This window comes from Shinella sp. WSD5-1, from assembly GCF_963942435.1.
Classification (GTDB): domain Bacteria; phylum Pseudomonadota; class Alphaproteobacteria; order Rhizobiales; family Rhizobiaceae; genus Shinella; species Shinella yambaruensis.
In genome coordinates this window covers 2715806-2728744 of sequence record NZ_OZ012596.1, presented here as the reverse complement: position 1 = coordinate 2728744, position 12939 = coordinate 2715806, and the positions used below count along the sequence as shown (strand labels likewise).

Annotated in this window: 13 protein-coding genes and 1 tRNA gene; 6 read left to right on the top strand and 8 right to left on the bottom strand. The window is 65.5% G+C overall.

Going from position 1 to position 12939, the window contains the following annotated elements; genetic code table 11:
• Positions 1 to 57: 57 nt before the first annotated feature.
• The 3 genes from AABQ55_RS13485 to AABQ55_RS13475 form a co-directional block, all read right to left on the bottom strand.
• A tRNA-Leu gene (locus tag AABQ55_RS13485) sits at positions 58 to 142 on the bottom strand.
• 124 nt (positions 143 to 266) lie between these two features.
• Positions 267 to 857: a GDYXXLXY domain-containing protein gene (locus AABQ55_RS13480; RefSeq protein ID WP_272805370.1), complete on the bottom strand. Its 591-nt coding sequence runs from the start codon at positions 855 to 857 to the stop codon at positions 267 to 269.
• Between the two features lie 2 nt (positions 858 to 859).
• Positions 860 to 1963 carry a DUF2157 domain-containing protein gene (locus AABQ55_RS13475; protein ID WP_272805369.1) on the bottom strand — a complete coding sequence of 368 codons (1104 nt, stop codon included), beginning with the start codon at positions 1961 to 1963 and terminating at the stop codon, positions 860 to 862.
• Between the two features lie 1104 nt (positions 1964 to 3067).
• Here AABQ55_RS13475 and AABQ55_RS13470 point away from each other — a divergent pair.
• The 3 genes from AABQ55_RS13470 to trmFO all read left to right on the top strand — a co-directional run bounded on the left by AABQ55_RS13470 (position 3068) and on the right by trmFO (position 5250).
• Positions 3068 to 3211 carry a DUF1127 domain-containing protein gene (locus tag AABQ55_RS13470; protein ID WP_024270460.1) on the top strand — a complete coding sequence of 48 codons (144 nt, stop codon included), beginning with the start codon at positions 3068 to 3070 and terminating at the stop codon, positions 3209 to 3211.
• 342 nt (positions 3212 to 3553) lie between these two features.
• Positions 3554 to 3697, top strand: a complete 144-nt coding sequence (locus AABQ55_RS37775; RefSeq protein WP_023511883.1) for a DUF1127 domain-containing protein — start codon at positions 3554 to 3556, stop codon at positions 3695 to 3697.
• 143 nt (positions 3698 to 3840) lie between these two features.
• Positions 3841 to 5250 carry a methylenetetrahydrofolate--tRNA-(uracil(54)-C(5))-methyltransferase (FADH(2)-oxidizing) TrmFO gene (gene trmFO / locus AABQ55_RS13465; RefSeq protein WP_272805368.1) on the top strand — a complete coding sequence of 470 codons (1410 nt, stop codon included), beginning with the start codon at positions 3841 to 3843 and terminating at the stop codon, positions 5248 to 5250.
• A 201-nt stretch (positions 5251 to 5451) separates the two neighbouring features.
• Here the strand turns inward: trmFO and AABQ55_RS13460 are convergent, their stop codons facing one another.
• Entirely contained in the window at positions 5452 to 5904 is a 453-nt protein-coding gene (locus tag AABQ55_RS13460) for a hypothetical protein (protein WP_272805367.1), read from the bottom strand.
• A 375-nt stretch (positions 5905 to 6279) separates the two neighbouring features.
• Between AABQ55_RS13460 and AABQ55_RS13455 the strand changes: the two genes are divergently transcribed.
• A protein-coding gene (locus tag AABQ55_RS13455) for an IS5 family transposase (RefSeq protein WP_443021094.1) occupies positions 6280 to 7033 on the top strand; the annotation gives its coding sequence in 2 pieces (ribosomal slippage) (positions 6280 to 6612 and positions 6614 to 7033; 753 coding nt in all).
• Positions 7034 to 7042: 9 nt separating this feature from the next.
• On the opposite strand, the gene AABQ55_RS13450 is transcribed toward AABQ55_RS13455, so the two are convergent.
• The 4 genes from AABQ55_RS13450 to yajC form a co-directional block, all read right to left on the bottom strand.
• Positions 7043 to 7855, bottom strand: coding sequence for a phytoene/squalene synthase family protein (locus AABQ55_RS13450; protein ID WP_272807454.1), 813 nt, complete (start codon positions 7853 to 7855; stop codon positions 7043 to 7045).
• A gap of 63 nt (positions 7856 to 7918) precedes the next feature.
• Positions 7919 to 8305, bottom strand: coding sequence for an Mth938-like domain-containing protein (locus AABQ55_RS13445; RefSeq protein ID WP_272805365.1), 387 nt, complete (start codon positions 8303 to 8305; stop codon positions 7919 to 7921).
• A complete protein-coding gene (secD, locus tag AABQ55_RS13440; protein WP_272805364.1) occupies positions 8298 to 10805 on the bottom strand; it encodes a protein translocase subunit SecD in 2508 nt (835 codons plus the stop codon). The genes AABQ55_RS13445 and secD overlap by 8 nt, the downstream gene beginning before the upstream one ends.
• An 88-nt stretch (positions 10806 to 10893) precedes the next feature.
• Positions 10894 to 11229, bottom strand: a complete 336-nt coding sequence (gene yajC, locus AABQ55_RS13435; RefSeq protein WP_244765610.1) for a preprotein translocase subunit YajC — start codon at positions 11227 to 11229, stop codon at positions 10894 to 10896.
• 183 nt (positions 11230 to 11412) lie between these two features.
• Between yajC and AABQ55_RS13430 the strand changes: the two genes are divergently transcribed.
• Entirely contained in the window at positions 11413 to 12282 is an 870-nt protein-coding gene (locus AABQ55_RS13430; protein ID WP_272805363.1) for an ATP-binding protein, read from the top strand.
• 125 nt (positions 12283 to 12407) lie between these two features.
• Complete coding sequence (locus AABQ55_RS13425) at positions 12408 to 12887, top strand: hypothetical protein (protein WP_338341905.1); 480 nt, start codon at positions 12408 to 12410, stop codon at positions 12885 to 12887.
• The last annotated feature ends 52 nt before the right edge of the window (positions 12888 to 12939 follow it).

The following is a 12939-nucleotide window of genomic DNA, read 5'->3' as shown; positions in this document are numbered from 1 at the left end:
GGCGCTCTCATATATCCACAACCCGCCGAAACCTTCTGTTTCGGCGTTCGGTGGCTCTGGTGCGGGTAGAGAGACTTGAACTCCCACGCCTTGCGGCACCAGAACCTAAATCTGGCGTGTCTACCAATTTCACCATACCCGCGTCTCAGAAACCGCTTTGCCACGGGCAGCGTAGCCGCGCACCGTGGCGCCTTCCGAGCGCGGCGTCTCTATATCACCCGTTTTGGGCGGATCAAAGGAAAAATGCGGGGTTTCGGGCACCGCGCTCAATAGAGCGGTTCGTCGTAGACGGGCTCCCCCCGAAGGACCAGCCGGGCGATCTGCGGCGTGCCGTCCTTCGAGACGCGCGCCTCCACCTCCAGCTCCTCCTGGTTGCGGGCATCCTCCAGCACCCTGCCCTCGCCCTCCGGCACGTAGTAGCGCTCGATACCGTAGTTGACGAAGAGGGCATCCGGCAGGCCGCCGTCGCCGGCGGAATAGTAGTCGAAGGGCAGCGTGCGCAGGATGACGCTGCCCGCCTCCGGCGCAAGGTCGCCGAAGCGCGCCTCGCTCGCCGTCCACAGGCCGTCCGCGCCGGGCGTCAGCCGCACGGCAAGGCGCACGCGGCCGCTCGCCTTCGGCGCCTCGCCGGTGACGATCGCTTTCGGGATGGTCGAGATCGGGTAGGACAGGATGACATAGTCGCCGCGCAGCAGATCACGCGGATCGACCGGCAGCGTCTTCAGCTTGATGTCGGCGCCGCTGCGCAGGATCGAAGCACGGCTTTCGACCATGTAGCCGAGTACGGCGGTCTGCAGCGCGGCCGCGAGGATGCCGGCGACGAGCGGGGGCACGCGGAGAAAGCGGGATGTCGTCATGGTCAGGCCTCCGCCCTGGTTTCAGCCTTGGAAAAGCGCCGCTCCAGCGCGATCACCGCCCAGGCGACCAGCGCCACGACCAGGCCGGACACCAGGAAGAAGCCGGACGTGCCGATGATCGAGCCGATCGTCTCGGAGGCGAGATAGAGCGTCTCGGCGGCGAAGGTCGCATAACCGAGGTAACGCACCGCGCCGTTCTCCTTGCCGGACAGCGCGATGCCGGCAATGGCGGCGACGAGCGTGATGATGCCGAGCAACAGCCGGTTCGCGATGTCGTCGAATTCGGCATGCAGCACGAGAAGGCCGACCACCAGCACCAGGTAGGAATAGAAGGCCGGTGCCGCGCCGGCGCTGCGGGCGAGCGCATGGAGCGGCGATTGCGGCACGGCGGCAAGGAGATAGGCGACGGCGCCGAGCCCCGCGATCGCGATGGCGGTCTCGGGCGTCTCGTATTCGCTATAGATAAAGGCGAGCCAGGCGACGAGCAGCAGATAGGCGAGATGCCGCACCCGCGCCGCGCCGGTATAGCGCACCAGAAGGATGATGACGGCCGCCATCAGCGGCATCAGCCAGAGCAGCACCATCTCGTCGACATTGTAGGATTGCGTCCAGTCCGCGCCGGAGACGACGAAGGCGAGGACACCGGCAATGGCCGTGACGGCGCCGGAGCGGAAGAGCGCGGCGGCGGCGACCGCGCCGGCGAACCAGACGAGCATCGCCTGGAACGTGTCGCCGGAGAGATGATACATCTGCCCGACAAGCGCGATCGCGCCGCCGAAGGCGAGCGTGCCGAAGACGAGGAAGGCGGCCGCCAGCCGCTCCGCGCCGCGGCTGACCAGCACCGCGCCGCCAAGATAGGCGCCCCAGATCAGGCCGACGATGCCGACGAGCCGCACGAGCCGCGGGATCGCTTCCCAGTTGGCCGCAACGAGCAGCAGAACCGCGGCGGAGACGAGAAGGGCCGCGATGATCATCAGCACCCGCCCGAGGCTGAAGGAACTGGGCCGGGAATCGTATTCCTGCAGCAGGCGCCCGGCCGTCGGGGCATCGAGCAGGCCCTGTGCCGTCCAATGTTTGAGGTCGCGCTCCAGCCTGCCCCTGTACATCCGTTCCCGCTCCGTTCGGAAAAACACCTGTGGTTCACGCCGATTCCGGCTTTGTCAACAGGAACGATACAGATCGGCCGGAAATTCGCAATCGGAGCAAAAATCCGCTAAAAGGGCATTTATTCGCGCTTGTCGCCCTTGAAGACGGGCCTCCGACCACCAAGATTAACGGGAAATAAAGAAAGACTGGATAAAACTGGCCTTTACAGGCCGATTGGCCCGGTGATTTCGGACATGCAGGTGGCGCATATCATCCATGCTCATATTGCACTGCACAAAATCGACGGCCAGGGCTATAGTGCAGACATCGGATCAGAAGCGATCCGGCCCGCAAATCAAGGCGCCGCGTAGTGTAGGGCGACAGAGGAACGGGAAGGCGGAGGGGTCGAACCGCCCGGCATGATGCCGAAAGACCCGGGCCCCGCAAGCGGGGAACGACATGGAATTCGGAACGACGCACTCCTCCTCCCAGCGTCGTTTCGATACGATTGGCAACACTCCTCCTCCCAGTTGCCAATCAACTTTAGTGACGCCCGCTGGATCTCCTCCCCCAGCGGGCGTTATTATTTGCGCAAACGCATGGCAGGCCGCGCCAAAGCGGCCCGATCGCCAGACAAGCCCACCGTTTCGCCCAACACCTGGGCAACCCTGTCCCGCACAGCGCGGAATACATGCGCCCTGCGCATAGGTGCCATTCCGATCGCGCTCTACCGCGCACGGCTGCGGCGGCCTATATGGTTCTCATCGGTCGGGCGACGATCTCCTCCTCCCAACGTCCCCGACAGGATTGGCGGCCCTCCCTCCTCCTCCCAGGCTGCCAATCGATATCAGCAACGCCCGCCGGACCTCCTCCCCCGGCGGGCGTTGTTTTTTGCGTCGCAACCAAGCAATGTTGCATAGCGGCCTTAAACTTTATGGCCGAACGCCCGGAATTTGGCCTGAATTTTGCCAAAATTTCTGCTTGACATGCTCAAAACGCATAGGTGCCGTGCTGTAACAGCGCTGTTCTTTTCGGCGGCGCAGCGTATATTCCAATCATCAGATCGGGGCGGCGCCAAGGACGAGCGGCCGCCCCAGCAGGAAGCCCAAGAAAGGGGTAAGAACATGAACCTGGCACGCTCTTTCAACAACTGGCGCAAGTACCGTCAGACCGTCAACGAACTCGGCCGCATGTCGGACCGGGAACTCCGTGACCTCGGCATCGGCCGCAGCGATATCCCGTATATCGCCCGCAAGGCCGCCAACTAAGCCGATCGACCTTTAACGGTCCCGTTTCGAACGCCCTCCGGCTCCCGCCGGAGGGCGTTTTCGTTTGCGCGTCTTTTTGCGCCGCACAATGTCGCAATTTTCCATGCGCGACATGCAGGGCCGCCCTTCCCCGGCACGCATTTTTCCTATCTGCCTGGAATGGCGGCATTTTCTGCCCATTTTGCCTGCAGGCGATCCATCTGCCCGATTGATGGTCGTCTTATTGCACAAATGCATAGCAGCTGCATTTTCTTTGCACTGCACATTAACAAGGGGATCGCCTATATAGAGCTCACACACCGGCGAGACAGACCTCCCGGCCAACACTTCGAGGAGATGACCATGAACCCGATCCGCATTGCAAAGAACTGGATTTCCTACCGCCGCACGATGAACGAACTCGGCAACCTGTCGAACCACACGCTGTCCGACATCGGCCTGACCCGTTACGACATCCGCGACATCGCAGCCCGTTCCTTCCGCTAAGACATAGCCGGTTTCCGCCGCTGCGGCCGGAAACGGCGACGCGCGAGGAACGCTTCAAACGGCACCATTCGGTGCCGTTTTTGATTCGGGCTTTTGAAGTTCCGCCATGGAAGTCGGCCCGCGGGCATGGTAACGAACCGCCCATGACACAGACCTCCTCCCTCGCTCCCATCCACGTCATCGGCGGCGGCCTTGCCGGCTCGGAAGCCGCCTGGCAGATCGCCGAGAACGGCGTCCCCGTCATCCTGCATGAAATGCGCGGCGTGCGCGGCACGGATGCCCACAAGACGGACGGCCTTGCCGAGCTCGTCTGTTCCAATTCCTTCCGCTCGGACGATGCGACCAGCAATGCCGTCGGCGTGCTGCACGCCGAAATGCGGCTCGCCGGCTCGCTGATCATGCGCGCGGCCGATGCCAGCCAGGTGCCGGCCGGCGGCGCGCTCGCCGTCGACCGCGACGGCTTTTCCGCCGCCGTCACCGCCGCACTCGAAAGCCACCCGCTGATCACCATCACGCGCGAGGAAGTCACCGGCCTGCCGCCGGAGGACTGGGACCAGGCGATCATCGCCACCGGGCCGCTCACCGCCCCCTCGCTCGCCGCGGCGATCCAGGAACGCACCGGCGCCGATTCGCTCGCCTTCTTCGATGCCATCGCGCCGATCGTGCACACGGCCAGCGTCGACATGGACATCTGCTGGTTCCAGTCGCGCTACGACAAGGTCGGCCCCGGCGGCACGGGCAAGGACTACATCAACTGCCCGATGGACGAGGCGCAGTACAACGCCTTCGTCGACGCCCTCATCGCCGGCGACACGACGGGCTTCAAGGAATGGGAAGGCACGCCCTATTTCGACGGCTGCCTGCCGATCGAGGTGATGGCGGAGCGCGGCCGCGAGACGCTGCGCCACGGGCCGATGAAGCCGATGGGCCTCACCAATACGCACAACCCGACGGTCAAGCCCTATGCTGTCGTGCAGCTGCGGCAGGACAATGCGCTCGGCACGCTCTACAACATGGTCGGCTTCCAGACGAAACTGAAATACGGCGCGCAGGCAGAAATCTTCCGCCTGATCCCCGGCCTTCAGAATGCCGAGTTCGCCCGCCTCGGCGGCCTTCACCGCAACACCTACATCAATTCGCCAACGCTGCTCGACCGCTCGCTGACGCTGAAGGGCCGCCCGGGCCTGCGTTTCGCCGGCCAGATCACCGGCTGCGAGGGCTATGTGGAGAGCGCCAGCATCGGCCTGCTCGCCGGCCGCTTCGCGGTGGCCGAACGGCGCGGCGAAACGCCGTCGCTGCCGCCGGAAACCACGGCCTTCGGTTCGCTGCTCGGCCACATCACCGGCGGCCACATCGTCTCCGACGACGAGCCGGGCAAACGCTCCTTCCAGCCGATGAACATCAATTTCGGCCTGTTCCCGCCACTGGAGCCGGGCACGGTGACGAAGCCGGAAGGCATGAAGCGGTTCCGCGGCAAGGACAAGGCCCTCGCCAAGAAGCAGGCGACGGCCGCAAGGGCGCTCGAAGACTGCGCCCGCTGGCTCGGCCGCTGACCTCGGGCGGCCGGCCCGCGGCCGCACCCTCAAAATGCACGACACCCGTATAGGCCGGGAGCGCGCCTCTTGCCCTTCTCCACGAGAGGCTGCAGGCGCAAGACGGACACGCCCCCTTATCCGACCCTTCGGGCCACCTTCTCCCCGCAGAGGAAAAGGAAAAGGAGGCAATGTCGTCCCATCGGCGATTGGCCCGCCTTTTTAGATTTGCCGGCCTGCGGCCTCCGGGCCAAGACCGACCACCGCCGGCATGAAGCTGCCGAGCAGCCAGAGCGAGACCTCCGCGGCCTCCCGCTCGTCGCGGAACTCGAAGACGCCGCCCTCGAAGGCGGCATTGGCGAACTTCACGGCGAGGCGCTTCGGGCCGGCGCTTTCGACGCGCACGGTGCCGGGTTCGATCCGGTGGCAGGAATAGTGGTGGCCGTGGGCATGCATGCAGCCGGCCTTGCCGTCATGCAGGCGCAGGAACACCGTGCGGCCGTCCGTCGTGGCGATGACCTCGCGGATCGCCTCCTCGGGAAAGGCCCGGCCGAATTCCAGGATCGCGAGCCCGGCATCCTCGCCGGCCATCTCCTGCGCATCCTCCCGGCGAAACATCTGACGGAAGACGAGGCCGGCCAAGAGCAAGCAGGCGATGGTGACGGTCCAGAGCATCGGCGCGATTCCTCCACGAAAAACATCCTGCCGCTGTAGCGGACAAGGCTTGCGCCAGTTTTGCGTCTTGTCAGGTGCCAAGGCACGTCGCGCGGACATGCGCGGCGATTTTACGCGACATGCGAAGAAACGGGAACCCGGCCGGGCGCCTTAGGGTCCGTACCCCAACAGAACACCTATCCTGAGGGGGGACGGATCCTGGAGCATTTCCAACCGAAGCGAAGTCGCTTTGGCGTCGGATAATGCGGTAAAACAAGAATCTGGGCTATTTCCGGTGAACCGGAGTTCACCGGAAATGCTCTAGGGTCAAAACCCAATCAACTGATTGATTATAGTTTTCCTTTGTGATTCTCTTCCTGTCCTGGGAGGAAATTCATGAACAATCTCTTCTGGTTGAATGACCGCCAATGGGCTGCGATCGAGCCCTTGTTGCCAAAGAACCGCCCCGGCGCTCGCCGGGTCGATGATCGTCGGGTTCTCAGCGGTATTGTCCATGTCTTGCGTGTTGGCTGCCGGTGGCAGGATTGCCCTGCCGCCTACGGCCCGCCGACGACCATTTACAATCGCTTTCATCGCTGGGCAGGGCGCGGCCTCTGGCAGAAGCTGTTCGATGCGCTGGTTGAAGCCAGCCCTGCCGACATGCAGATGATCGATTCCACCACAGCCAAGGCTCACCGATCGGCGGCTGGCGGAAAAGGGGGCGCAAACGCAAGCGATCGGCCGCTCGCGGGGTGGCAGGACTACGAAAATCCACGTCCTCGTAGACGGTCGTGGCCGCCCGCTCAACCTTCTGGTCTCGCCGGGCCAGATGGGAGACGTAAAGGCTGCGGTTCCTCTGCTGGACTGCGTGAGCGCAGCATACTTCCTGATCGCAGATACTGCTTATGACAGTGATCGTCTCAGACAGTACCTGCTCAGGCGAAAAACCGTCCCCGTCATTCCGAATAATCCGACACGCAAACGAAAGCATCCTTTCGATGAAAGGCCCTATCGTCGGCGAAACGTCATCGAGCGCACCTTTTGCAGGTTGAAAGACTGGAGACGCATCGCAACCCGCTACGACAAGCTCGCCGCAAACTTCAAAGCCACAATCCTCATCGCCGCAATCGTCATATGGTGGGCTAATTGAGTCTCGTGCCTAGAACGGGCCGCGGCGCAGCGCTCGCCACATCCACCACTGTCGCCGCCACTGGGCAGGCTGGAGAGAACGCTCCAGTGCCGCCGCGCCGGCCTTCTCCACTGCATCCAGTATAGGCGAAACGAGGGCGACCGGCAAAAAGGCCGGGCGATTGGCCGGTGCAATGCCGCCGGCGGCCCTGGCCTTGGCGAGATGTTCCCGGCCGAGGCCGATAAAGGCATCCACCGCCCGCGCGGCCGCGGCGGTGTCGTCGCCGGCAAGCAGGGCCTCCGGCGTCAGGCCCGTGGCGGCGAGAAGATCGGCCGGCAGGTAGACCTGGCCGCGCCGCCGGTGGATCGGCAGCATCAGCAACGTGCCCGCGACAGTCTGCGCCACGCCGGCATGCCCCGCGGCCTCGGCCGATCCGGGCGCCCTCGCCGCATCGAGGATGAGGCTTGCGAGCTGAATCAGCGCCGAGGCGGTTTCGCCGGCATAGCCCTCGAAGGCAGCGCGGCTCTCCATCGGGTCGTTGTAGACATCGAAGATGCGCGCCTCGGTCATGTCCGCCAGCACGGCGACCGGCAGCCGGTATTCCTCCACGCAGGCCATCAGGCCGGCGGCAAGCGGGTTGGCCATGGCATCGCCCTCTGCCGTGCCGTCGAGCACGTCGCGCCACCATTGCAGGCGGATCTCGCCGGGCAGCGCCTCGCGCACCACGTCGCGCACGCGGGCGATCTCGGCATTGAAGGCATAGAGCGCGGCAAGCGCGCCGCGCTTTTCCGCCGGGGCCAGCAGGCAGGCGAGATAGCGGTCGCGATCGGTGTCGCGAAGCATCGCCAGACAGTGCGCGTAGTGGGCTTGCCGTGTATCGGTCACGTCGAAGAACCGCCTTCCGCGTCACACCGCGATCAGCGCGGCGGCGACGGCCCGGCTCTCGGCCAGCATGACATTGAACGTGCGCACGGCAGCGCCGGTGCTCATCGGGTCGGAGCGGACCTTGCGCTCCGTCAGCGCCGCCTTGATCTCGGCCGAGAGCGGACGGATCTCCTTGCCGGTGCCGACGAGCAGCACCTCGATCTCGCCCGCCTCGTCCAGCACGCGCTGGAGGTCGGCCAGCGTCAGCGGCGTGCCTTCCTGCTTGTTCCAGCCGTGGATGCCGGACGGCAGGCAGAGAATGGAGCCGCGATGCGACATGTCGGCGAAGCGGAAGCCGCCATTGCCATATGCGTCGATCGGCGCACGCCCGGGGAAATGCGCCTCCCGGATTTCGATGCCCTTAGCCATTGGCTCCCGTCGCCTCCGTGGCCGGTCCCTTGCCGCCCTTGCCCGGGCGGTAGCGCTCCGGCTGCAGGCGGAACAGGATGAGGATCGGCCCGGCAATGTAGATAGAGGATATGGTGCCGATCGCCACCCCGAAGAGCAGCGTCAGCGCGAAGGTGCCGATCGCCTCGCCGCCGAAGAGCGCGAGCGCGGCAAGCGCGATCAGCGTGGTCGCAGACGTCAGAACGGTGCGCGACAGCGTGCGGTTGATCGCGTCGTCGATCAGGATCGGCAGCGGCATCTGCTTGAAATGCCGAAGGTTCTCGCGGATACGGTCGTAGACGACCATCGTGTCGTTCAGCGAGTAGCCGGCGATCGTCAGCAGTGCGGCGACTGCGGTGACGTTGAACTCGATCTTGGCGAGCGCCAGGAAACCGAGCGTGAAGAACACGTCATGCGCCAGCGCGATGATCGCGCCGATGGCGAAATGCCATTCGAAGCGGACCCAGATATAGGCGATGAGCGCAAGCAGGCCGACGACGAAGCCGAGCGTCGCCGTATCGATCAGCTCGCCGGAAATCGCCGGGCCGACCACCTCGACGCGGCGGAAGTCGTAGTCGTCCTCCAGCTCGCCGCGGGCGACCAGCACGGAGGTCTGCTCCGCGTTCTCGCCCTCGCCCGCCGATGTCAGCCGCACCAGCGCATGGCGCGCGTCTCGCTGTTTCGTGACGGTCAGCACGTCCACGCCGGCATCGTTCAGGCGGGCGGTGATGTCGTCGAGATCGGCATTGCCGGCCTTGGCCTGAACCTCCAGCGCCGCGCCGCCGGTGAAATCGATGCCGAGCCTGAGCTTGCCGGCGACAAGCAGGCCGGCGATGGCGAGCGACAGCACCGCGGTCAGGAGGAAGACCCCGTTGCGCACCGCCATGAAGCGCAGGTTGAGCCGGTCGAAGAGGCCGGTGCGCACGCCCTTCGGCAGGTGCGTCGCGTGGCTGCGGTTGAGCCAGACGGTGACAAGGCGGCGCGTCAGCGTGAAGGTGGTGACGAGCGTCGCGAAAAGGCCGATGCCGACGGCAAGCGCGAAGGCGCGCACGGGAGCTGCCGAAAGCAGGAAGAGGACCGCGATGGCGATGAACATGGTGACGGCGGCATCGAGCACCGTGGCACGGGCACGGCGGAAGCCGACCAGGACCGACCGGGAGAGCTCCCGTCCGCCCTTCACCTCCTCGCGGATGCGTTCGAAGATCAGCACGCTGGCATCGACCGCGATGCCGACGGTCAGCACCATGCCGGCGATCATCGACAGCGAGACCGGCGCGCCGACAAGCGCCAGCACCGCGAAGGAGAGGACCATGGCGAAGGCCAGCGACAAGGAGGCGATGACGCCGAGCACGCCGTAGAAGAAGGTCATGAAGGCGACGACGGCAACGATGGCGACGGCAAGCGCGACGACCACCGTCGTGGCCGAGGTCGTGCCGAGCGCCGGCTCGATCGAGCGCTCCTCGATGATGGTGAGCGGGGCCGGCAGCGGGCCGCTCGCGATGATGCGCGCGAGGTTCGCCGCACCTTCCGCGTCGAAATCGCCGGAAAGGCGGCCGACGCCATCGGTGATGGCGCCCTGGATGCGCGAGGTCGAGATCACCTGCCCGTCGAGCAGGATGGCGATGGTGCGCCCGCTGTTCTCGCGCGTGAAGGCGGCGAGCTTTTCGGCAGCGCCGGCCTTCAGCACGAATTCGATGAAGGGTTCGTCGTTGGGAGCGGGCTCCGCCGAGGCGACATCGACGGCGGTGAAGAGATCGTCCTGCCGCACGACATAACCGACCGGCGGCTCGCCCGTGGAGTAGAGCACCTCGGAGCCCGCCGGCACGCCGTCCTCGATCGCCGTGTCGAGCGGCACGCTGTCGTCGACGAGGCGGGCGGAAAGCTTGCCGACCGTCGCCAGCATATCCTTGACGCGCTGCGGATCGGTCAGGCCCGGCATGGAGACGACGATGCGATCACGCTCGCCGCGCGCGACGACGAGCTCGGGAATGTCGAGGCTCTCGACCCGGCGGCGCACCGCATCGACGGCCCCGAGCGAGGCCGCGCTTGCGGCGCTGTCGACGGCGTCGGCGGCAAGCACGATGCGGAACTTGCCGCTTTCCGGCTCGCTGAGCGCGCCGAGGCCAAGGCCGGCGAGCGCCGTGCGGGCGGCATCGAGGCGGTCGGTCGCCGTTACCGTGACGTCGATCGTGTCTTCTGCACCGTTGAGGTCGCTGTGGGCAATGCGCGCGGCGCGCAGGGTGTTCCCGATGGTCTCGACGGCCGCGCGCAGGCGCTCGGCCGCGATGTCGCTGCGCGAAACCTCCAGCACGAGGCGGGAGCCGCCTGTCAGGTCGAGGCCGGGGACGAGGCGATGGCCCGCCATCCACCCGGGCAGGCCGACGGTCATGCGCGCCGGCAAAAGGCTCGGCAGAAGGACAAGAAGGCTCGCCGCAAGGACGAGCCAGAGAGAAAAGGTCTTCCAGCGGGCGGATTGCTGCATCGCGATCTCGACTAATCCGGCGCGCCGCCGGCTGAAAACCAGTCGGGCCGTCCGGCCGGGTCATTGCCCGGCCAGGCGGCAGGCCAAGTCATTCCTTGACGGGTTCGCCCTTGACGCGGACTTCGCTGACGCCGCTGCGCACGACGCGCACCTTCATGCCTTCGGCGATCTCGACTTCGAGTTCGTTGTCGTCGACGACCTTGGTGACCTTGCCGACGATGCCGCCGCCGGTGACGACCTGGTCGCCGCGGCGGATGTTCTTCAGAAGCTCATCGCGGCGCTTCATGGCGGCGCGCTGCGGGCGGATGATGAGGAAATACATCACCACGAAGATCAGCAGAAACGGCAGGACCGACATGAGAATGTCTGCGCCGCCTGCCCCGCCGGGTGCCGCCGTCTGCGCGAAGGCCTCGGTAATGAACATCAACTACTCCTTGAAATCGTGAATTCGGGCGGCCGGAGGGGCCGTTTCGGTTGCCGGAATATAGGCAAGCGGGCATTGAATGCAACACACGACCTTGCGAAGCGGCCTGTTTTCAAGCGCTTTCCCCCTTTTCGCGACCCGCCGCCGCATGCTACCCGGCAGGGACGCATGAGGAGAGAGAAATTGCAGGAAGATCACGTCAAGCTCTTGCTCGCCGAAATCGGCCGCATCAACGCCGCGCTGGAACGCCTCGCCGGCCCCGCCCCCGCCGTCAACGACTGGAACGCCGCCGAAGTCTTCGTCTGGTCGCCGGCCCGCCAGCACCTGCAGCCGGTCAGGCGGCCGAACCGCATCGAGATCGAGCTGATCCGCGGCGTCGACCATGTGCGCGACATCCTCGTCGACAACACGGTGCGTTTCGCCCGCGGACTGCCGGCAAACAACGTGCTGCTCTGGGGCGCGCGCGGCATGGGCAAGTCGTCGCTGGTCAAATCCGTCCATGCGCTGGCCGCGAAGGAGACGGGAAGCGGGCTGAAGCTGGTGGAAGTGCACCGCGAGGACATCGCCACGCTGCCCGCGCTGATGGACATCCTCAAGGAAGCGCCCTGCCCGATCATCATCTTCTGCGACGACCTGTCCTTCGACCATGACGACACGTCCTACAAGTCGTTGAAGGCGGCGCTCGACGGGGGCGTGGAGGGCCGGCCGGACAATGTGCTGCTCTACGCCACCTCCAACCGCCGGCACCTCCTGCCGCGCGACATGATGGAGAACGAGCAGTCGACGGCGATCAACCCGTCGGAGGCGGTGGAGGAGAAGGTCTCGCTTTCCGACCGCTTCGGCCTCTGGCTCGGCTTCTACAAGTGCAGCCAGGCCGAATATCTGGAGATGATCGACGGCTACGCCCGGCATTTCGGCCTCGACATCCCGGCAGAGCAGCTGCACGCCGAGGCGCTGGAATGGGCGACGACCCGCGGCTCGCGCTCCGGCCGCGTCGCCTGGCAATATGTGCAGGATCTGGCCGGGCGCCTCGGCAAGCCGCTGATGAAATGAGAGGGCCCCGTCGGGCCGACCTTCCTCTTGAGGGTAACCTCGCCCCACCCTCTGTCGTCATCCTCGACCCAGAGCCGAGGATCAACCGGCGTGCTCGGAAGGTGGATGGTCGGGTCAAGCCCGCCATGACGGAGGAGAGGTTCGGCGCCTTTGTCAGGAACAGCAAGGCCCGGTCGATCCGGGCCTCAGTAATATCGGGAAACCTCACCCCACCCTCCGACGTCATCCTCGGCCTTGAGCCGAGGATCAACCGGCGTGCTCGGAAGGTGGATGGTCGGGTCAAGCCCGCCATGACGGAGGAGAGGTTCGGCGCCTTTGTCAGGAACAGCAAGGCCCGGTCGATCCCGGCCTCAGTAATATCGGGAAACCTCACCCCGCCCTCCGACGTCATCCTCGGCCTTGAGCCGGGGATCCACCGGCGTGCTCGGAAGGTGGATGGTCGGGTCAAGCCCGCCATGACGGAGGAGAGGTTCGGCGCCTTTGTCAGGAACAGCAAGGCCCGGTCGATCCCGGCCTCAGTAATATCGGGAAACCTCACCCCGCCCTCCGACGTCATCCTCGGCCTTGAGCCGGGGATCCACCGACCGGCGCACGGAGGCGGATAGTCGGATCGAGCCCACCATGACGGTGGAGAGGTTCGGCAGGTACCCCCCGCAA